Here is a 19,679-nt window from a genome sequence, read left to right as displayed (position 1 = left end):
GGCGACCCGGGTGCGGCCGTCATCCCTTCCGTCCCGGTATCCACCCGTGCATCCGTGACATTGTGGAATTACCCATTCCGTTCGGTCCCGGCGGGCACACTGAATGCCGCAGATCCCGTGCACTCACGGGGCAGGATGGTTTCCGCAGGGCCTCGACGGCCCACGGAGGAGAGAGGCCCCCGAGGGCCTCGAAGGAGAAGGGGCGCCTGTCGTGTTCACGAGCGTACTGATGATCGAGAAGGCCCTCACGTCCGCTGACGTGGAGTTCGTCACCACGTTGCACGGCGAGGAAGCGGTCTCCTTCCACGTCCTGCTGCAGCCCCGCGGCGACCAGGCGGACCGCCTGCTGCGGGCCATCGACGACATCGCCCTGGGAGAGCTGGACGAGGCGGCGCGGGAGCGGGAGACCCCCGAGGGCGAGCAGGCCGCGGCCCTGGGGCAGCAGGCCCTGGAGGTGTCGCTGTCCGCGCTGCGCGCTGCGGGCAGTGCGGCGGAGGGCCGCCTCGTGGAGGACCACCCGCTGGACGCGCTCAGGTCGCTGGTCGAGGAGGTCGAGGCGGACGAGGTGCTCGTGCTGACCGACCCGCACTACGTGGAGGAGTTCTTCCACCGGGACTGGGCGTCGAGAGCCCGGCACAAGGTGGGCGTGCCGGTGCTGAAGCTGTTCTCGCACCGCAAGGCGTAGCCGGCGGTCGGTGTACGTGGTCCCGGGCGCCACGGCATAGGCTGGGCCGCTGAACCTCGCCGTACCAGCACTCAGGAGACATGCATGGCACCCGGCCTCCCCACCGCCATGGACCGACCGCACTTCATCGGCATCGGCGGCGCCGGAATGTCGGGCATTGCGAAGATCCTCGCGCAGCGCGGGGCCCAGGTGGCGGGCAGCGACGCGAAGGACTCGCCGACCGCCGAGGCCCTGCGCGCGCTGGGCGTGACGGTGCACATCGGGCACGCGGCGGGGAACCTCGCCGACGACGCCACCTGCGTCGTGGTCTCCTCGGCGATCCGTGCGGACAACCCGGAGCTGGCACGCGCGGCCGAACGGGACATCCCCGTGGTCCACCGCTCGGACGCCCTCGCCCGGCTGATGGACGGGCTGCGCCCGATCGCGGTCGCCGGCACCCACGGCAAGACGACCACGACGTCGATGCTCGCGGTGTCCCTGACCGAGCTGGGCCTGAACCCGTCGTACGCGATCGGCGGCGACCTGGACGCGCCCGGCTCGAACGCCCTGCACGGCGACGGCGAGATCTTCGTCGCGGAGGCCGACGAGAGCGACCGCAGCTTCCACACGTACGCCCCCGAGGTCGCGATCGTCCTCAACGTCGAGCTGGACCACCACGCGAACTACGCGTCCATGGAGGAGATCTACGAGTCCTTCCAGACCTTCGCGGCGCGGATCGTGCCCGGCGGCACGCTGGTGATCTCCGCGGACCACGAGGGCGCGCGCGAGCTGACGCGGCGACTGGACGGGTCGGTGCGGACGGTGACGTACGGCGAGTCGGACTCCGCGGACGTGCGCATCCGCTCGATCGTCCCGCAGGGGATGACGAGCCGGGTGACGGTGGACCTGGACGGCTCGGAGCTGACCTTCACGGTCTCCGTCCCCGGCCGTCACTACGCGCAGAACGCCGTGGCGGCGCTGGCGGCGGGCGTGGCGCTGGGCGTGCCGGCGGCGGAGCTGGCCCCGGCCCTGGCCGCGTACACCGGGGTGAAGCGCCGTCTGCAGCTCAAGGGCGAGGCGGCCGGCGTGCGGGTCGTCGACTCCTACGCGCACCACCCCACCGAGATGACAGCGGACCTGGAGGCGATGCGGGCGGGCACCCGGGGCCGCATCCTCGTGGTCTTCCAGCCCCACCTCTTCTCCCGCACCCAGGAGCTGGGCAAGGAGATGGGCGAGGCGCTGGCCCTGGCCGACGCGTCGGTCGTCATGGACATCTACCCGGCCCGTGAGGACCCGATCCCGGGCGTGACGAGCGAGCTGATCATCGAGGCGGCCCGGGCGGCCGGCGCGGACGTGCAGGCGGTCCACGCCCGTGAGGAGGTCCCGGCCGCGGTGGCGGGAATGGTCAAGCCCGGTGACCTGGTTCTCACCATGGGCGCGGGTGACGTCACGGACCTGGGCCCGCGGATCCTGGACCGTCTGTCGAAGTGAGGGGCTGACACGCATGGCGTACGACGTCGAGAAGCCGGACGAGCAGTGGCGCGCGGAGCTGACCCCGGCCGAGTACGCGGTCCTGCGCCGGGCCGGCACGGAGCCCGCGTTCACCGGTGAGTACACGGACACCAAGGCCAAGGGCGTCTACTCCTGCCGCGCCTGCGGCGCGGAACTCTTCACCTCGGACACCAAGTTCGAGTCCCACTGCGGCTGGCCGAGCTTCTACGACCCGCGCGACACGGAAGCCGTGGAACTCGTGCCCGACGATTCGCACGGGATGGTGCGCACGGAGGTGCGGTGCGCGCGGTGCGGGTCGCACCTCGGGCACGTGTTCGAAGGAGAGGGCTACCCGACGCCCACGGACCAGCGGTACTGCATCAACTCGATTTCCCTGCGCCTGATCCCTGAAGAGAGCTGACCGAAGCGGTCGACACCGTCTCCACCGAGAGTGAGCCCGGGGCGAAGGCTGCCGGGACGCGCCGTGCGCGGCACGGTCCTTGCCGGTGAGAGAGTGTGACATACGGTTATATGCGTCTCGTCATCAGACCTTTGGTCCTTTGGTGGTGCCTCTGCGTCTGTCTCCTCCCGTCTCCCTTGAACGCACCCGCGCGACGGAAGCTGTGGTGGTTTGTGATGCGAAGGATTGTTGTTTCATCGCTTGCGCTGGGAGCGGTGAGTCTCGGTCTGGCGTGTGAGGTGTCGGCGCCCGTGGCCGCAGCTCAGGGGACAACGGGCGCCGCACTGTCAGGAACCACGTCCGCGAAAGTACAGCGGGGCGTGCCCCCGGCCGGGGCTCGCGGGATTGTCAGGGCGAGGAACGGCTTGAGCATCCGCGCACAACCGACGAGCCGCTCCGCCCCGTTGGGCCGTTACCCGGGGGACGCCCGGATCGGTGTGTGGTGCAAGGCGCGAGGCGAGAGCGTCGACGGCGATGCAGCGTGGTACAGGCTTGCGAACCGGTCGGGCTGGGTGGCTGCCCGCTACGTCCGGGTCTCGGGTCCCGTACCGGAGTGCCGCGAGCCGGGTATCCAGGGTCCACCAGGTCCCCCGGGCCCTCAGGGCGCCACCGGGGCGACCGGTCCTGCGGGTCCTGCGGGTCCTCAGGGCGGTACGGGGGCCGCCGGGCCCGCGGGTCCTCAGGGCGGGACGGGGGCTGCCGGCCCTGCGGGTCCTCAAGGTGGGGTGGGGGCTGCGGGTCCTGCGGGTCCTCAGGGTGGGGTGGGGGCTGCGGGTCCTGCGGGTCCTCAAGGTGGGACAGGGGCTGCTGGTCCTGCCGGTCCTCAGGGCGGGACAGGGGCCACCGGGCCCGCCGGTCCGCAAGGTGATGCCGGGGCCATCGGTCCTGCCGGTCCTGCCGGTCCCCAGGGTGGGACGGGAGCCACTGGGCCTGCCGGTCCCCAGGGTGGGACGGGAGCCACTGGGCCTGCGGGTCCTCAGGGTGATATCGGGGCTATGGGTCCTGCGGGTCCTCAGGGCGGGACGGGGGCTGCCGGCCCTGCCGGTCCTCAGGGCGATGCCGGGGCTATGGGTCCTGCGGGTCCTCAGGGCGACGCCGGGGCTATGGGACCTGCGGGTCCTCAGGGTGGGGTGGGGGCCGCCGGCCCTGCGGGTCCGCAAGGTGATGCCGGGGCCACCGGACCCGCCGGCCCTGCCGGTCCGCAGGGTGATGCCGGGGCCATCGGTCCTGCCGGTCCTGCCGGTCCTCAGGGCGGGACGGGAGCCACCGGGCCCGCCGGTCCGCAAGGTGATGCCGGGGCGACCGGTCCTGCCGGTCCTCAGGGTGGGACGGGGGCCACCGGTCCTGCGGGTCCGCAGGGCGATGCCGGGGCCACCGGACCCGCCGGGCCTCAAGGTCCTTCCGGTACCGCCGTCGTCTCTACCGTTTTCGGAGATCAGACGCCGATCGCACCGGGGGAGACCGTGGCCGTGGTCGCCGTCTGCCCCGTCGGGCAGAAGGCGATCTCGGGCGGTTGGGTGGGGGGCAACGAGGTCGTCCCCGTGCTCAATTTCCGCAGTACGAGCCCGGGCTCGGATCCCGACGGCAGTTGGACCGTCAGTTTCCACAACCTCTCGACCACGCAGACGTACTTCGTCCGAGCCGCCGTCTATTGCGTGCCGTCGTGACGGTTCGCGCCACCGGAAGCCGTACCCCTCAGGCGACGTACTGGTACGGGATGCCCGAGGTGGTGCCCGCCGGGGTGCGCACGACAACCGTCACCGTGCCCGGTGTCCCTCCGGGAGTCACGGCGACGACCTTGGTGTCGGAGACGGCCGCGAAGGGCACCGGAACGCCCCCGAACAGCACTTCGTCGGTGTAGGTCAGGCCGCTGCCGGTGAGGGTGACGGTGGTCCCGCCGAGGGTGGGGCCCGACGCGGGGGCGAGACTGCTGACGACCGGAGCCGGGAGGTAGGTGTAGTACGCGGTGCCCGACCCGGAGGCGCTGGTGCCACCCGGTGTGGTGGCGCTGACGGTCACGGTGCCCGAGCCGCTGGGGGCCTTCGCGGTGATCACACTGTCCGAGTCGACCACGATGCCGGTGGCCGGGCTGGTTCCGAACTGGACGGCACTGGTGAGCGTCAGATTGGTCCCGGTGATGGTGACGGTGTTTCCGCCGGAGAGCGGGCCCCGCCAGGGATCGAGTCGGCTGATGGTCGGGGCCGGGACGTAGAAGTAGGGCAGCGGACCGCTGACGCCGCCCACCGTGGTCACGGTGACGTCGGCGGGGGCGGGCGGCGCCGCCGGCGCCACCACGGTGATCTGGGTGGCGGTGTTGCCGGTGATGACAGCGGGACGCGTGTCGAAGCGCACGGCGGTGGCCGACGACAGACCGGTGCCGGTCAGGGTGACCGTGTTCCCTCCGGAGGTCGGCCCTTGATGGGGCGCCAGGGAGGTGAGCGCAGGGGCCGCGATGTAGGTGTAGGGCACGCTGTTGCTCGTGCCCGATGTCGCGATGACCGTGACGCCGACCGTCCCGGAGCCCGGCGGTGAGGTGGCGACGATCAGGGTGGTACTGATCACGGTGTACGAGGCCGAGAAGGTGCCGAACCGCACCGCGCTGACCCCGGTGAAGCCGCTGCCGTTGACCGTCACCGAGGTCCCGCCCGAGGCCCGTCCCTGGTTGGGATCGAGACTGGTCACTACAGGGGCCATGGCCTGTTCCTTCCTGCACTGCTCGGGTGCCGCGCCCCGGCCGACGGGTGCCGGCCGGGGCGCGGCGGCTCCACGCTCGCCGGGCGGTACCCGTCGGCCGACCGTGGAGGCGCCGACGGCGCTTCGGGCCCGGGCGGGTCCGCGGATCAGGTGACGGTGAACACGTCGCCGGCGACGACCGCGGTCTGGCCGCCCGGAGTCGTGGCCTGGACGTCGTACGTGCCCGCGGCGAGCCCCGACGGGACGGTGGCGACCACGCTGGTGGCGGAGAAGCTCGAGAAGTTGGCCTCGACGGAGGCGCCTCCGCCGGTAGGTGTGAACGTCACGCTGCTGACGCTCACGAGATTGGTGCCGGTGACGGTGGTGTCGGTGCCGACCCCTCCCGAGGTGGGGGACAGCGAAGTGACGGTCGGGACGTCGTAGTAGGTGTACTGGGTGGGGGCGCCGAGCGGGATGCTGGTGCCTCCGGCGGTGGTGCAGGTGACGTCCACCGTGTCGGTGGGTGTGGTGAACGCGCCGTGCGCAGGGCAGGTGACGGTGAGCTCGCTGTCGGAGACGACGGCCAGCGCGGTGCCGGCGCCCACGGCGCCGAAGGTCACCCCGGTCGCGGTGAGCAGACCGCTGCCGAAGACGCTGAGCGTGGTGGCGGCCGCCGGGCCGGTACCGGAGCTGAGGGCCGTGGGCTGCGGGGGATCGATGTAGTAGAACGCGAGGGAGTTGCTCGTCGTGGTTCCCGCGGTGACGCTCACGGGGATCTGGCCACCGCACAGCACGGGGATGACGACGGTGACGGTGGTGGCGGTGGCGGTGGCGGGAGTGACGCTCTTCGTTCCGAAGTTCACCTTGGTCGTGCCCGACAGCCCCGTGCCGGTCAGAGTGAGGGTGATCCCGTTGTGGCTCTGGGCGGGTGTCAGCGAGGTGAGGGTTGGCATGGCAAGGTCTCCTTGCGCTCGTTGTGCCGCCCTTGGCAGGCGAGTCCTGCGGCTGACCGTGAGCGGTGCGCGCGTGCGGCGCGACCGGCCGACGGTGGGCGGGTGGGGGGTCACGAAAAAACCTGAGATGCCGCACGGGGAACAGCCCGGCGGTTTGTCTCGCCTGATGCCATTGAAGCGAGACGGAGAGGGGCCAGGCAGAGCGCATATAGGGGCATCAGTTGCTTACGTGATTGTCATATTGATGTCCTGTTCAGCCTTTTGTGTGCTGGGCGCACTACTTGTCGATTCCCTACGGCAGGCATGCCGCGTCCGGCCGGCGCGCTCGCCGGTGGCCGGTTCCCGATGCGACGAATGTCGTAGCGCGCCCTGCCGAAGCATTCGGGTCCCGCCACCGAAACAGCCGTTTCAGGCGCGTCGAGTGGACGATGCCGTGGCTCTCCGGTGCGGCCAAGCTGGCCGTCACACCCCGTCGGCAGGGACGACGACGCGGTCGGCGGTTCCGGGCGACTCGCTCGAGGCATCGGCGGCTGCTCCCGCCGCGGAACTCAGCCACCGGCGAGAAGAGGCCATGATGTCCATCTCCAGCGATGCCCGTACGTCCCGGGCGGCAAGAGCCCTCCCGCGCCCCTGGGGCATTCGCGCCCTGGCGGCTCTGGCCTCCGCGGCATGCCTGACAGTGACGGGCTGTACAGCCACGGACGGCGACGGCGGCTCGCACGCGTCGAAGGGCAAGGCGAACATGGCCGCGGCCAAGCAGGTCGTCGAGACCTACTCCGAGCCCACGCCCTTCCCGGTCGACCAGCCCCTCGCCCGAGGACTGGCGTCCGGCCGGCGCATCTCCTTCATGCAGTGCGCCTCCCCGTTCTGCGCCCTGCTCGCCCAGCTCTACGGCATGGGGACCAAGACCATGGGCACGGCGCCCGTCGACACCGTCAAGAGCGGTGCCTCGGCCGACGGCGTGCAGACCGCCCTGTCCTCGATCACCGCCGACGACCCGGCCGCGCTGCTGCTTCCCGCGGTCAACCTCGGCTCGGTCGGCGCGAGCATCAAGAAGGCCCACCAAGCGGGCATCCCCATCGTCGGTGCCGGCGTGATGGGAGGTCCCGAGCAGGGCATCGACGCGCCGGTCAACGGACCGCTCAGCTACGAGCGGCAGGGCAGGATCCTCGCCGACTGGGCCGTCGTCACCGCGGGCGGCGACGCGAACATCGCCTGGTACCGCAATCCCGAACTCGACTTCACCAAGGTCGAGACGGACGCGTTCACGGCGGAGCTGAAGACGAACTGCCCGGGATGCACGGTGCGCTACGTCGACATTCCCCTCTCCGACATCGGCACGAGGGCGCCCAGCCGAGTGGTGAGCGACCTCCAGGCGCATCCGGACACCGACGTCGCCCTCTTCAGCAGCCTGGAGACGGCTACCGGCCTGCCGCCCGCGCTGCGCAGCGCGGGCATCACCAAGGTGAAGATCGCCGGCTCCGCACCCGTGCCGTCCAACCTGCAGGACATGAAGAACGGAGGCATCGACGCCGCCGTGGGCCTGGACGCCGGTGTGCTCGCCTTCACCCAGCTCGACGCGGCCGTGCGCCTGGCCACCGGGCAGCCCCTCACCGCCGCGGAGAAGACCGGCGAGATCCCCCTGCAGCTGATCACCAAGGACGATCTCCCGGCCGACGTGAGCAAGGGCTTCTCGGCCTACCCGGACTTCGTGCAGCGCTTCTCCAAGCTCTGGGCCAAGGCGAGAAAGGCCGGCTGATGGGCGACTCCGCTTCTCAGGTGCCCCGCACGGCCGATCTGCCCGACGCGCCGGCACCCGCCCGCACGCCGGCGAGCGAGGGTGATCGCGGCGGTGCGCGTCCGCTGCTGCGCGTCCACGGTCTGTCGAAGTCCTTCGCCGGGACCAAAGCCCTGGACGGCGTCGGCTTCCAGGTGAACGCCGGTGAGGTCGTGTCGGTCGTCGGGCAGAACGGTTCGGGAAAGTCCACGCTGGTCAAGATCCTGGCGGGCATTCATGTGCCCGACCCGGGCGCCGAGATCGAGCACCGGGACATACGGTTCATCCACCAGGACCTCGGCCTGGTGCCCGGTCTGTCGACGATCGAGAACCTCGACATCGCCCGTCCGCTCGGGCGGCGGGGCCTTCGGCCGGTCAAGGCGCGCGAGGAGCGCCGGGCCGCGGAACGGATGATCCGGCGGTTCGGCGGCGATTTCGACGTCACGGAGCCCATCACCCGGATCACGGCTGCCGAGCGGACCATCGTGGCCATCGCTCGCGCGATGAGCGACTGGTCACCGACGGGCAACGTACTGGTGCTCGACGAACCGACCGCGGCACTCGGCGCGGCCGAGGCCGATCTGCTCTTCGACGCGGTGCGCCGGGTGGCCGCCGAAGGCGCGGGAGTCGTCTTCATCTCCCACCGCCTCGACGAGGTTCTCGGGCTGTCCGACCGCGTCGTCGCCCTCCGGGACGGCAGGCTCGTGGCCGACGTCCCGGCGGACGAGGTCGACCACGACCGGCTGGTGGCCCTGATCGCGGGAAGCGAACTGGCCGAGTTCCGCAGGGAACACGCCGCCCGGCGGGGCCCCGGCACGCTGCGGGCGCGCGGCCTGGTCACCGACGTTCTGCAGGGCGTGGATCTCGATGTCCACGAGGGCGAGATCGTCGGAGTCTGCGGACTGCTCGGCTCAGGTCGCGAGCATCTGGCGGCCGCCCTCTTCGGTGCCATCGACCGTCACGCCGGTTCGGTGACCGTGGCCGGACGCCCTTTGAAGGCCGCCGACCCCGCCGGCGGTATCCGGCAGGGACTGGCCTACGTCCCCGCCGACCGGTTGCGGCACGGAGCCGTCATGACGATGACGGCGAGGGAGAATCTGACCCTTCCGTGGCTGCGTCCGCTGCGCGGCGTGTTCGGACACCTGGACCGGGCCGCCGAACGTGAGGAGACCCGGGTCTGGACGGACCGTGTCGCGCTGCGTCCGCCCCAGCCGGACCGGCCGCTGCGCCTGTTCTCCGGGGGCAACCAGCAGAAGATCGTGATGGCCAGATGGCTGCGCATGGCGCCGGCGGTCCTGCTCCTGGACGAGCCCACCCAGGGCGTCGACATCGCCGCCAAGGCCGCGATCCACGAGCTGATCGCCGAAGCCCGCGCAGCGGGCACGGGCGTCCTCGTCTCCTCCACGGACACGGGGGAGATCCTCGATCTCTGCGACCGGGTCCTCATCTTCCGCGACGGCAGGGTGAGTGCCGAACTCGGTCGCCACGAACTCAGCGAGGCCCGCCTGATCAGCGAATGTCTCGGGCTGTCCATGACGTCCGCGTCCAGCGACCCACTTGATTGAGATGAGCCACATGACCGTGATCGACCACACCGAGACGCGCACCGAGAACCCGTCACCCGTGCACGGGGGCCCGGCCCGCACACTCCGTCATGCCCTGTCCTTCCGCAGCATCAGCGCCCTCTGGATCTTCGTCGCGCTGTTCCTCCTCTTCTCCCTGTGGGTGCCGAACACCTTCCTCGACGGGGACACCTGGAAGGCGATGCTGGACGACCAGGCCATCACGGCACTGACCGCGATCAGTCTGGTCGTCCCCCTGTCGGCCGGCGTCTTCAACCTGGCCATCGGGTCCCAGGTCGCGGTGGGTTCGACGCTGTCGGCATGGCTGCTGTCCCAGCACCTGCCGATCCCCGCCACCGTCACGCTCACACTGGCAGCGGGCGCCGCCATCGGGCTGGCGGCCGGACTGCTGATCGTGCGCGCCCGGATCGACTCGTTCATCGCGACCCTGGGCGTGTCCTCGGTGCTGCTGGCGCTCACGAGCTGGATCTCCGACGGCCAGCAGATCCTCGACCTCGGGGCCCCCTACCAGGAACTCGCCACCGGCCAGTTGTTCGGCATCACCTACCCCGTCTACTTCCTGGTGCTGGTGGCACTGGCCGTCTGGTACGTCCTGGAGCGCACTCCCGCGGGCCGCCGGGTCTACGCCACCGGGGGCAACCTCGACGCCGCGCGGCTGGCCGGCGTGCGCACCTCCACCACGATCGTGCTGTCGCTGATCGCGTGCGGTGTGATCGCCTCCGCCGCGGGCACTCTGGTCTCCTCCCGGCTGGCCACGGGGGACCCGAGCATCGGGCCCGGGTATCTGCTGCCCGCGTTCGCCGCGGCGTTCCTCGGATCGACGCAGTTCAGCGGCGGCCGCTACAACGTGTGGGGCACCGCCATCGCCGTCTACGTCCTGGCGACCGGGGTCAAGGGACTGCAACTGGCCGGGGCGCCCGTGTGGATTCCGGACCTCTTCAACGGTCTGGCGCTGCTGCTCGCCGTGGGGTTGGCGGTGCGGCGGGACACCGCGGGCCGTACCTCGGCGATCGCCCGGCTCCTGCGGCGCCGCAGGCCGCCACAGGAGGCATGACATCACCCACGGCCGCCGCCCCCGCCCTGCGCGGGGGCGGCGGCCGTGCGGCCGGGGCAGGAAGGGCCGAAGGGCACCGCCTCGTCGTACCGCCGTGAAACCGCATCGCGGACGGCGTACGGGGCAGGTCCGAGGCTCCGGATCGAGTCGAGTCCGCACTGCGGTGCGGGCTCTTTCTCATGGTGCCGCGGCAGGCGGAACATGGCGACGGCCGCGGTCGGCGCCGGGGCCGGGGGCACGCCACCGGCCCCGGCGCGCCGACGGCCGGCAGCGGGCGGCCACCTCCGCGGCGACGGCCGCCGGTCCGGTCGTACCCGCACGACAAATGTCCGGTCGGCAGTGTCCGCAACAGCCGGACCGCTTGCCGTCAGTAAGACGATCTCCCCGAGCACGCGCCGGACTTGACTGGAGCCGCCTCCCGCAGGAGGCACCGACGTGAAGAGTCCAGGGGGCAACAACCGTGGGAACCAGACGGATCTCCGACCGCAGTGTGACCACGCTGCTGGTCGTCGACGACGTCCGTGTGCGTGAGGCGATGAAGGAGCTGTTGTCCGCGGCAGCCGGTTTCCGGCTGGTCGCGGCGGTCGCCGACCCCGGCGAGGCCGTGGAGCAGGCCGTCCGTCACGCACCGGACATCGCCATTGTGGATCTGTGGTCCACCCCCGACGAGGTGTCGAGAGGATTGAATGTGGTCACGGCCCTGTGCCACCACCAGGTCGCGGTGCTGGCACTGACACCGAGGGAGCGGGTCGGCGTACTCGCCCTGAAGGCGGGAGCCGCCGCCTTCGTCGACAAGGGGCGTGGACCCGACGAGGTCCTGGAGGCGGCCCGCAGCGTCGCCGGTGCCCGCGGCGGCGTCCTGACCTCCCCGCACCGCGAGATCCAGGCGGACGCGGAGTGAGCGGCGCCCGGCCGGCGGCCGGCCCGGCGCCGCTCCGGCTCAGCGAACGGATCGTCTACCCCGAATCGCCCCGGTGGAGGGACGGCGAGCTGTGGTTCTCCGACGTGCACGACTACGCGGTCAAGCGCGTGACCGCCGACGGCTTCGTGCACACGGTCGTCCGCGTGCCCAGCCGTCCCGCCGGTCTGGGCTTCCTGCCCGACGGACGCCTGCTGATCGCCGGTGCCCTCGACCGGTGTCTGTGGACGTGGGACGGCGACACGCTCGCGCTGGTCGCGGACCTGAGCGACATGACCCGCGGTCTCCTCAACGACATGGTCGTCGACGGCGCCGGCCGGGCGTTCGTCGGTGACACCGGTTTCAACCTCATGGCCGGTGAACAGCCACGGCCGGGTCAGGTGATCCTCGCCGTGGAGGACCCCGGGACGCGCGCCTTCCGCGCCCGGGTCGTGACCCGCGACGTGGTCTTCCCCAACGGCGCGGCGGTCTCCCCCGACGGCCGCGCGTACTGGGTCGCCGAGACCGCCGCCCACCGTGTCTCCCGCTTCCGCGTCACCGCCGACGGCGATCTCGTGGCACGGCGCACCGTCGCCGAACTGCCCGACATGCCCGACGGCCTCTGTCTCGACGAGACCGGTGCCCTGTGGGTGGCCCTGCTGCGGCGGGGCGAATTCCGCCGGGTCGGCGCCGACGGGACGACGACGGACATCGTGTCCGCAGACGGCCGGCTCGCCGTGGCCTGCACGCTCGGCGGGCACGACCGGCGCACGCTCTACCTCTGCTCGGCCGCCACCACCATGGCCGACCTCGCCCGCGGCGTGAGCAGCGGGTTGATCCACACCATGACGGCGGCTTCCGGCGCCGGCTGGCCCTGACCGCTTCCCGGTGCCCCGCACGGTGCGTCCCACGCACACACCACCACCCGCACACACCGACAAGGAGTTTCCATGCCTCAGATCATCAAGGGCGCGACCTCGCCCGGCGGCGCCCGAGCCACCGACGACCGGGTGAGAGAGACCGTCGCGGGAGTCATCAGTGACATCCGCGCCCGGGGGGACGAGGCGGTGCGCGCCTACTCGGAGAAGTTCGACAACTGGTCTCCCGCCTCGTTCCGGCTCACCGCGGACGAGATCCACCGCATCATGTCCGGCGTGCCCGACACGACCCTGGACGACATCCGTACCGTGCAGAGCAACGTGCGTGAGTTCGCCAGGGCCCAGCGCGAGTCGATCGGCGACTTCGAGCTGGAGACCATGCCGGGAGTCTTCCTCGGACAGCGCAACATCCCCGTCAGCGCGGCCGGTGCCTACGTGCCGGGCGGACGGTATCCGCTGGTGGCCTCCGCGCACATGACCATCGTGACCGCCAAGGTCGCCGGGGTGGAGCGCACGGTGGCCTGTACTCCGCCCATCAAGGGTGAGATCCCCGCCGCCACCGTCGCCGCCATGTCCCTGGCGGGTGCCGACGAGATCTACCTGCTCGGCGGCGTGCAGGCGGTGGCCGCGATGGCGGTCGGCACCGAGACCATCGGCCGGGTGGACCTGCTGGCCGGACCGGGCAACGCCTACGTGGCCGAGGCCAAGCGCCAGCTCTTCGGCGAGGTGGGCATCGACCTGTTCGCCGGCCCCACGGAGATCCTCGTGATCGCCGACGAGCACGCCGACCCCTTCGTGGCCGCGGTGGACCTGCTGTCCCAGGCGGAGCACGGACCGGATTCGCCCGCCGTGCTCGTCACGACGTCCGAGCAGGTGGCGCGGCGGACGCTGGCACACATCGACGCGCTGCTGCCCACGATGTCCACCCAGGACTACGCCGGCCCCGCGTGGCGGGACCACGGACAGGTCATCGTGGTCGGCGACCTGGACGAGGCGTACGCCGTCGCCGACGGTTTCGCCAGCGAGCACGTGCAGGTCCTCACCCGGCATCCGCGAGAGGCACTGGAGCGGATGAGCCAGTACGGGGCGCTCTTCCTGGGCGAGGGCACCTGCGTCTCGTACGGGGACAAGGTCATCGGCACCAATCACACCCTGCCCACCCGTGGTGCGGCCCGCTACACCGGCGGCCTGTGGGTGGGCAAGTACCTCAAGACGGTCACCTATCAGGAGGTCGTGAACACCGGCTCGAGCGCCGAACTGGGCGAGCTGTGCGGGCGCGCTGCGCGCGTGGAGTTCTTCGAGGGACACGCACGCTCCGGTGACGTCCGGGCGGCGAAGTACGCGGGCGCCGATCTGCCGTGGGCCCCCGACGCGTACCGGGCCGGATCGGCATGAGGGTGCTCGAGGGCCGCACGGCCCTGGTGACGGGAGCCGGCAACGGTCTGGGGCGGGCCATCTCGCTCGCCCTGGCCGGTGCCGGGGCACGGGTCGTCCTCACGGGCCGGACCCGGGACAAGCTGGACCGGGTGGCGGAGGAGATCGGCCGGCGCGGCGGCGCGGCACGCACGGCGCCGTGCGACACCTCCGATCCGGTCTCCGTGGAACGGCTGCGCGGGGAACTGGACGACGAGGCGATCTGCACACTGGTCAACAACGCCGGTGTGGCAGGGCCGGTGGCTTCGCTGGTCGACATCGACCCCAAGGACTGGGACGACGTCTTCGCCGTCAACGTGCGGGGGGTCTTCCTGGTCTGCCGGGCGTTCCTGCCGGCCATGATGGCCGCCGGACGCGGCGACGTGATCAACATCGCCTCGGTGACGGGCAAGCGTCCACTGGCCCGCCGCACGCCCTACGCCGCCTCGAAGACGGCCCTGCTCGGGCTGACCGCGACCCTGGCCTTCGAGGTCGGTCCGCACGGTGTGTCCGTGAACAGCCTCTCGCCGGGACCGGTCCGGGGGCCGCGCATGGAACGCAACTTCCGTCTGGAGGGCGAGCGGACGGGTACGGGTGCCGCCGCCGCGGAGGAGGCCTTCGTGTCGCGTTCCGCGCTGGGCCGGATGGTCGAGGAGGACGAAGTGGCCTCGGCGGTGGTGGCCATGCTCCAGATGCCCGGGATGACGGGCGCCGACGTGGACCTCTCGGCGGGGATGATCGCCCGCTGAGAGGCAGGGACGGCGGACCGCACGTCGGCTCCGTGAGCTGGTGGCCGTGCCCCCGGGGGCACGGCCACCAGCTCACGGAGCCGACGTCATTCCCTGGCGGATCGCCCAGAGCGCCGCCTGGGTCCTGGACGTCACTCCGATCTTCAGCAGGATGCTGCTGACATGCGTACGGGCCGTACGCTCGCTGATGGTCAGGGCGTCGGCGATGTCCCGGTTGCTGTAGCCGTCCGCGACCAGTGCCAGCACCTCCCGCTCACGCTGGCTCAGGGACGACAGCCCTTCGGACACCCCGGTCAGCGCGCGGGTGATCTTTCGTGCCACGGCCGTGTCCAGGTGGGTCTCGCCGGCTGTCGCGGCCCGGATGGCGGTCGCCACCTCGTCGGCCTCGGCGTCCTTGAGCAGGTAGCCGGATGCCCCGGCGGCCAGCGCCGCGCGGACCCGCTCCGTCTCACTGAAGCTCGTCATGGCCACCACCTCGACGCCGGGGTGGAGCTTCTTGATCGCCTGGATGCCGGACACTCCGTCGAGTCTGGGCATCACCAGATCCATCAGCACCACGTTCGGCATGCCGCCGCGCACCGTCGCCGTGGCGAGGAAGTCGAGGGCGGCCTGGGCGTCGCCGGCCTCGCCGACGACCTCCATGTCGGACTGGAGGGACAGAAAGGCCTTCATCCCCTGACGCACGACCGAGTGGTCGTCCACGACCAGTACCCGGATCGGCTCCGGTCCCGCTTGTGCACTCATCGCGCCGTTCCTTCTCTCGTCCCGTCGTCGGGGTGATGCAGTACTCCGGGTATCGCGGCCCGCACGGTGGTCGGCCGCCCGGGGGCGGAGACCACCGTGAACGTGCCGCCCAGCCGGGTGATCCGCTCGGACATGGAGACCAGCCCGAGGTGGCCCGGGTGCGGTGTGTCCGGGTCGAAGCCCCGGCCGTCGTCGCGGACCTCGATCAGCAGGTCGCGTCCGTCGGCGCCCTCGCACCGGATGCGGACCTCCAGCTGCTGCGCGTCTGCGTGCTTCACGGCGTTGATCATCGCCTCGCTGACCATGCGGTACAGGTCGGTCTCCTGTTCCGGGAGCAGCGGCAGGGGGTGCTGAGGGCTCTCCACGACGACGGGCAGATGGTGCCGTGCCTCGACCGCCGCGGCGTGCCGCCTGACGGCGGAGACGAGTCCCTCCTCGTGGAGGGCTTCGGGCCGGAGCTGGAAGATCAGCGCCCGCATCTCGGCCAGCGCGCCCTGAACCAGGTCGCGCAGTTCCGCGAGGCCGGCCGTCACCTCCGGCATCGGGGGTGAGGCCTGTTCGGCCAGCATCTCCACCGCGCGGCTGCGCAGCGTCATGGAGAACAGCGCCTGGCTCACCGAGTCGTGCAGGTCACGGGCCAGGCGGTGCCGTTCGTCCAGGGCGGCCTTCGCCTCGAGCTGCACCAGCATCCGCGCGTTGTCGACGGCCACGGCGGCCTGGTCGGCGATGGCCGACAGGAACTCCAGGTCGGAGTCGGAGGGCTGGTAGCCCTTGAGGTAGAAGCCGTTGAACACCCCGACGATCGTGCCGCGCACGATGAGCGGCAGCACGGCGATGGTGTGCCAGCTCTGCTGCCGGCTGATCTCGTGCAGCGGTGCGAAACGCTCGTCGCTCAGGGTGCGCTCCCGCCACCCCTCCGCCATGACGGGCTTGCCGGTCTCGAAGACCTCCGCGGACAGCAGGGGAGCCCCCAGGTCCCGGCACGCCTTGAGACGGTCCACGTAGTCCGGCGTGCCCGGGTAGTCACCGCACGTGCCCACCTGCCGCAGCTCGCCCTGGTCATCCATGATCAGAAAGGTGCACGCCTCCATGCCCGACGCCTGCCGGACGTCCCGCGCCAGCGAGTCGAGGCCGGTGGTGAGCGACTCGGCGAAGGCGATGCTCGCGGAGGTCCGGCTGAACGCCTTGAGCCGCCGCTCCTGGCGCCGGGCGTCGGTCACATCGCGGAACCGGACGATCCGAACGGGATCCGGAGGCGTCCCCACCACCGCCGGCATGTACTCGATCTCCCGGTCGCCGAGGGCCACGACGGCCGTGACGCCGGGTTCCGCATCGATCACGGGCAGGGGGAAGCCCGCGGCGGGCAGGGCGCGCAGCTCCTCGAGACCGCGGCCCAGAATGCGGCAGCCGGCCCGGTTGACGTGCTGAAAACGCTCGCCGTCCGGACCGAGCACGGCGATTCCGTCGACGGCGCTCTCCACCAGTTCGACGAGTACGCCCCACCCCATGTTCTCCAAGGACACGCACGAAGGGTGCCTCATGGACACCCCTGACGCATAGGGCAAATGTCCTGTCCGTCATTGCCCACTCGGCCGCCCGACGAGTCCGTGTCCGCGCGTGCGCCGAGCGTCGGCTGTCCGATGTGCCGGGCAGCCGCCAGGCCGGAGACTCACGTCACGCCGGTGTGACCCCCATGTCGCGCCCACCGGCACCCCCCGTGTTCCCTTTTCCGAAAGGCTTCCCATGCGGTTGGCGAATCTAGGCGGACGGCTGTCCCTCGTCCACGGTGACGGCCTGGTGGACGTCGAGCGACTGAGCGGCGGACGTTTCGGCCCCGACCCGCAGCAGGTCTTCGAGCGCTGGGACGAGCTGTCCCGCTGGGTCCCGACCGCCGGCATCGAGGCCGCCGAGGTGCTCCCGTTCCGGCCGGAGGATCTGGGGCCGCCCGTCCCGGCCCCCCGGCAGGTGTTCGCCGTCGGGCTGAACTACGACGAGCACGCCCGTGAATCCGGCTTCGCGCGCCCGGCCGCGCCCCTGGTCTTCACCAAGTACCCGTCCTCGCTCACCGGGCCGGTGAGCACCGTGGAGCTGCCCACGGACACGGTCGACTGGGAGGTGGAGCTGGTCGCCGTGATCGGGCGTGAGGCCCGGCACGTCTCCGCGGACGACGCCTGGTCCCACGTCGCCGGACTCACCGTGGGCCAGGACCTCTCCGAGCGCACTTCCCAGCACGCCGGCCCGGCTCCGCAGTTCGGCCTTGCCAAGTCCTTCCCCGGGTTCTCGCCGATCGGCCCCTTCCTGGTCACCGCGGACGAACTCGACGACCCCGAGGACCTGGCGCTGAGCTGCGAGGCCGACGGCATGGTGCTGCAGGAGGGACGCACCAGCCAGATGATCTTCCCGGTGCGGGAGCTGATCGCCTACCTCTCGTCCGTCGTGACCCTCCGTCCCGGCGACCTGATCTTCACCGGTACGCCCGCAGGGGTCGGCGCCGGCCGGACCCCACCGCTCTACCTGCGTCCGGGACAGACCCTGCACAGCCACATCGCCGGCCTGGGAGACCTCCGGCAGACCTTCACCGGAGGTGCCTGATGCCCACCGAACCGCACTCCCACGACGACGCCGGCACCTCTCCGGGGACGGACGGCGACACGATCCACGACCTTCTGGTCATCGGCGGCGGCCCGGTCGGACTGACCCTGGGTGCCACCTGGGCGATGCTCGGCCGCGACGCCGTCGTCTTCGACCGGCAACCGCATCTGTACGGCCTTCCCCGGGTCGGCCACATCGATCACGAGATCATGCGGATGCTCCAGCAGCTGGGAGCCGAGGGCCCCACCCTGGAGGACGCCTACGAGACCTCCGGCTACACCTGGATCAACGCCGAGGGCGAGACCCTGCTGGAGTTCCCCTGGGGCGAGGAGGGCATCTCCGGCTGGCACTCGGACTACATGCAGAACTCCGCCATCCTGGAACAAAGCCTGCTCGACCGGATCCTCCGGTCCCGGACCGTCACGCACATGCCGAGCTGGGAGGTCGTGGACCTGGTCCAGCACGACGACCACGTCGAGCTGACCGTGGAACGCACCCGCACGGTCCCGGGCGAGGCGCGCCCCGTCCTCACGGGTGAGCGACGCCGCTTCCGCGGCCGGTACGTCGTCGCCTGCGACGGCGCCAACAGCCGAACGCGCCGGATGCTGGGCATCGACCGCGACGATCTGGGCTTCAACGAGAAATGGCTGGTCGTCGACGCCCGCATCAAGCGTCCGTTCTCGCTGGCCTTCGACTCCGGTCAGGTCTGCGACCCCCGTCGGCCCACGACCGTGCTGCCGCTGGGCAAGGACCACCGGCGGTGGGAATGGCATCTGCGACCGGACGAGGACCCGGAGGACTTCCTCCAGCCGGGCAAGGCATGGGAACTTCTCGCCCCGTTCGGCGTCACCGAGGACGACGTGGAACCGGTCCGGCAGCTCGTCTACACCTTCGAAGCGCGCATCGCCCACCGCTGGCGCTCGGGCCGCGTCTTCCTGGCCGGTGACGCCGCTCACACCACGCCGCCCTTCATGGGGCAGGGCATGTGCTCGGGCATGCGGGACGTCCGCAACCTCGCCTGGAAACTCGACCTGGTGCTCGCCGGTACGGCCGGGGACCCGCTCCTCGACACCTACCAGGTCGAACGCCACCCCCATGTCCGGGACTGGACGGTCATCTCCCTGGAGAGCGGCAAGATCCCCTGCATCATCGACCCGGAGGAGGCCCGCAAGCGGGACGAGATGTTCCGCGCCGGCTTCCGCCCGCCCATGCCGGACTTCCCGCAACTGGTCACCGGCATCCTGCACCGCGGGCCCGACGGCGGCCCGGTGGCGCCCGCCGGGGAACTCGGGCTCCAGGGACGCGTCCGCGTCGGGGACCGGACCGACCTCTTCGACCGCCTGCTGCCCACCACCGGCTTCACCGTCGTCAGCGTCACCGACGACCCGCGCACCGCGCTCGGACCCCGGCGCACCGCCGCGCTGGAACGCCTCGGCTGCCACTTCCACACGGTGCGCCCACCCGTCTCCGCCCCGGCCGGCGGCTCCGGTGCGCCGAGTCCCACCGGCGCCGACGACATCGTCGACGTCGACGGGACCTACGCGGAGTACTTCCGCACCCGCGGTATCGACGTCGTCATCAACCGGCCGGACCTCTACGTCTTCGGGGGCGGCGACATGGCTGGCCTGGCCGCGCTCGCCGACGACCTCCTCGATCAGACCGCGGCCGCGCAGGCCGCCCCCGCGGCAGTGCCGCAACGCGGACACGCCTGAGCACCGACCGACGCCACGATCTCCGCCCGACCACCACC

Annotated in this window: 17 protein-coding genes; 13 read left to right on the top strand and 4 right to left on the bottom strand. The window is 71.4% G+C overall.

Annotation, left to right across the window (positions count from 1 at the left end):
- The first annotated feature begins 211 nt into the window (after positions 1-211).
- The 4 genes from ACFYMU_RS04810 (at position 212) to ACFYMU_RS04795 (ending at position 4,282) form a co-directional block, all read left to right on the top strand.
- Positions 212-685 carry an indole-3-glycerol phosphate synthase gene (locus tag ACFYMU_RS04810; protein ID WP_388367798.1) on the top strand — a complete coding sequence of 158 codons (474 nt, stop codon included), beginning with the start codon at positions 212-214 and terminating at the stop codon, positions 683-685.
- Between the two features lie 84 nt (positions 686-769).
- Positions 770-2,155, top strand: coding sequence for a UDP-N-acetylmuramate--L-alanine ligase (murC, locus tag ACFYMU_RS04805; RefSeq protein WP_388367795.1), 1,386 nt, complete (start codon positions 770-772; stop codon positions 2,153-2,155).
- A 13-nt stretch (positions 2,156-2,168) separates the two neighbouring features.
- Complete coding sequence (msrB, locus tag ACFYMU_RS04800; protein WP_388367792.1) at positions 2,169-2,576, top strand: peptide-methionine (R)-S-oxide reductase MsrB; 408 nt, start codon at positions 2,169-2,171, stop codon at positions 2,574-2,576.
- Positions 2,577-4,084: 1,508 nt separating this feature from the next.
- Positions 4,085-4,282: a hypothetical protein gene (locus ACFYMU_RS04795; RefSeq protein ID WP_388367790.1), complete on the top strand. Its 198-nt coding sequence runs from the start codon at positions 4,085-4,087 to the stop codon at positions 4,280-4,282.
- 28 nt (positions 4,283-4,310) lie between these two features.
- Here ACFYMU_RS04795 and ACFYMU_RS04790 read toward each other — a convergent pair whose 3' ends face one another.
- Together ACFYMU_RS04790 and ACFYMU_RS04785 are read right to left on the bottom strand one after the other, a co-directional pair.
- Positions 4,311-5,309: an IPT/TIG domain-containing protein gene (locus tag ACFYMU_RS04790; protein ID WP_388367787.1), complete on the bottom strand. Its 999-nt coding sequence runs from the start codon at positions 5,307-5,309 to the stop codon at positions 4,311-4,313.
- Between the two features lie 146 nt (positions 5,310-5,455).
- Entirely contained in the window at positions 5,456-6,241 is a 786-nt protein-coding gene (locus ACFYMU_RS04785; protein WP_388367785.1) for an IPT/TIG domain-containing protein, read from the bottom strand.
- A gap of 571 nt (positions 6,242-6,812) precedes the next feature.
- Here ACFYMU_RS04785 and ACFYMU_RS04780 point away from each other — a divergent pair.
- The 7 genes from ACFYMU_RS04780 to ACFYMU_RS04750 all read left to right on the top strand — a co-directional run bounded on the left by ACFYMU_RS04780 (position 6,813) and on the right by ACFYMU_RS04750 (position 14,593).
- Positions 6,813-8,000, top strand: a complete 1,188-nt coding sequence (locus ACFYMU_RS04780; RefSeq protein WP_388367782.1) for a sugar ABC transporter substrate-binding protein — start codon at positions 6,813-6,815, stop codon at positions 7,998-8,000.
- Between the two features lie 20 nt (positions 8,001-8,020).
- Positions 8,021-9,583 (top strand): sugar ABC transporter ATP-binding protein, encoded by a 1,563-nt coding sequence (locus tag ACFYMU_RS04775; RefSeq protein WP_388367779.1) that lies wholly within the window; start codon positions 8,021-8,023, stop codon positions 9,581-9,583.
- A gap of 10 nt (positions 9,584-9,593) precedes the next feature.
- A complete protein-coding gene (locus tag ACFYMU_RS04770) occupies positions 9,594-10,655 on the top strand; it encodes an ABC transporter permease (RefSeq protein ID WP_388367776.1) in 1,062 nt (353 codons plus the stop codon).
- A gap of 460 nt (positions 10,656-11,115) precedes the next feature.
- Complete coding sequence (locus ACFYMU_RS04765; protein WP_388367774.1) at positions 11,116-11,556, top strand: response regulator; 441 nt, start codon at positions 11,116-11,118, stop codon at positions 11,554-11,556.
- Positions 11,553-12,431, top strand: coding sequence for an SMP-30/gluconolactonase/LRE family protein (locus ACFYMU_RS04760; protein ID WP_388367771.1), 879 nt, complete (start codon positions 11,553-11,555; stop codon positions 12,429-12,431). Before ACFYMU_RS04765 ends, ACFYMU_RS04760 begins: the two co-directional genes overlap by 4 nt.
- Before the next feature lie 72 nt (positions 12,432-12,503).
- Positions 12,504-13,826, top strand: coding sequence for a histidinol dehydrogenase (gene hisD, locus ACFYMU_RS04755; RefSeq protein ID WP_388367768.1), 1,323 nt, complete (start codon positions 12,504-12,506; stop codon positions 13,824-13,826).
- Entirely contained in the window at positions 13,823-14,593 is a 771-nt protein-coding gene (locus ACFYMU_RS04750; protein ID WP_388367765.1) for an SDR family NAD(P)-dependent oxidoreductase, read from the top strand. The genes hisD and ACFYMU_RS04750 overlap by 4 nt, the downstream gene beginning before the upstream one ends.
- A gap of 72 nt (positions 14,594-14,665) precedes the next feature.
- On the opposite strand, the gene ACFYMU_RS04745 is transcribed toward ACFYMU_RS04750, so the two are convergent.
- Positions 14,666-15,337: a response regulator gene (locus tag ACFYMU_RS04745; protein WP_388367763.1), complete on the bottom strand. Its 672-nt coding sequence runs from the start codon at positions 15,335-15,337 to the stop codon at positions 14,666-14,668.
- A complete protein-coding gene (locus ACFYMU_RS04740; protein WP_388367761.1) occupies positions 15,334-16,860 on the bottom strand; it encodes a histidine kinase in 1,527 nt (508 codons plus the stop codon). Before ACFYMU_RS04740 ends, ACFYMU_RS04745 begins: the two co-directional genes overlap by 4 nt.
- Before the next feature lie 220 nt (positions 16,861-17,080).
- Between ACFYMU_RS04740 and ACFYMU_RS04735 the strand changes: the two genes are divergently transcribed.
- A complete protein-coding gene (locus tag ACFYMU_RS04735) occupies positions 17,081-17,929 on the top strand; it encodes a fumarylacetoacetate hydrolase family protein (protein ID WP_388367758.1) in 849 nt (282 codons plus the stop codon).
- Entirely contained in the window at positions 17,929-19,641 is a 1,713-nt protein-coding gene (locus tag ACFYMU_RS04730; RefSeq protein ID WP_388367756.1) for a bifunctional 3-(3-hydroxy-phenyl)propionate/3-hydroxycinnamic acid hydroxylase, read from the top strand. Before ACFYMU_RS04735 ends, ACFYMU_RS04730 begins: the two co-directional genes overlap by 1 nt.
- Positions 19,642-19,679 lie beyond the last annotated feature (38 nt).

This window comes from Streptomyces sp. NPDC007264 (assembly GCF_042869095.1).
Lineage (GTDB): Bacteria > Actinomycetota > Actinomycetes > Streptomycetales > Streptomycetaceae > Streptomyces.
The sequence above is the reverse complement of the archived record's forward strand: the minus strand, read 5'-3'. Positions and strand labels throughout refer to the sequence as shown.

Coding starts and splice junctions, on each gene's coding strand:
- ACFYMU_RS04785 (WP_388367785.1), bottom strand. CDS start 6,241: ATGCCAACCCTCACCTCGCTGACACCCGCCCAGAGCCACAACGGGATC.
- ACFYMU_RS04790 (WP_388367787.1), bottom strand. CDS start 5,309: ATGGCCCCTGTAGTGACCAGTCTCGATCCCAACCAGGGACGGGCCTCG.
- ACFYMU_RS04770 (WP_388367776.1), top strand. CDS start 9,594: ATGACCGTGATCGACCACACCGAGACGCGCACCGAGAACCCGTCACCC.
- ACFYMU_RS04735 (WP_388367758.1), top strand. CDS start 17,081: ATGCGGTTGGCGAATCTAGGCGGACGGCTGTCCCTCGTCCACGGTGAC.
- murC (WP_388367795.1), top strand. CDS start 770: ATGGCACCCGGCCTCCCCACCGCCATGGACCGACCGCACTTCATCGGC.
- ACFYMU_RS04745 (WP_388367763.1), bottom strand. CDS start 15,337: ATGAGTGCACAAGCGGGACCGGAGCCGATCCGGGTACTGGTCGTGGAC.
- msrB (WP_388367792.1), top strand. CDS start 2,169: ATGGCGTACGACGTCGAGAAGCCGGACGAGCAGTGGCGCGCGGAGCTG.
- hisD (WP_388367768.1), top strand. CDS start 12,504: ATGCCTCAGATCATCAAGGGCGCGACCTCGCCCGGCGGCGCCCGAGCC.
- ACFYMU_RS04730 (WP_388367756.1), top strand. CDS start 17,929: ATGCCCACCGAACCGCACTCCCACGACGACGCCGGCACCTCTCCGGGG.
- ACFYMU_RS04750 (WP_388367765.1), top strand. CDS start 13,823: ATGAGGGTGCTCGAGGGCCGCACGGCCCTGGTGACGGGAGCCGGCAAC.
- ACFYMU_RS04780 (WP_388367782.1), top strand. CDS start 6,813: ATGATGTCCATCTCCAGCGATGCCCGTACGTCCCGGGCGGCAAGAGCC.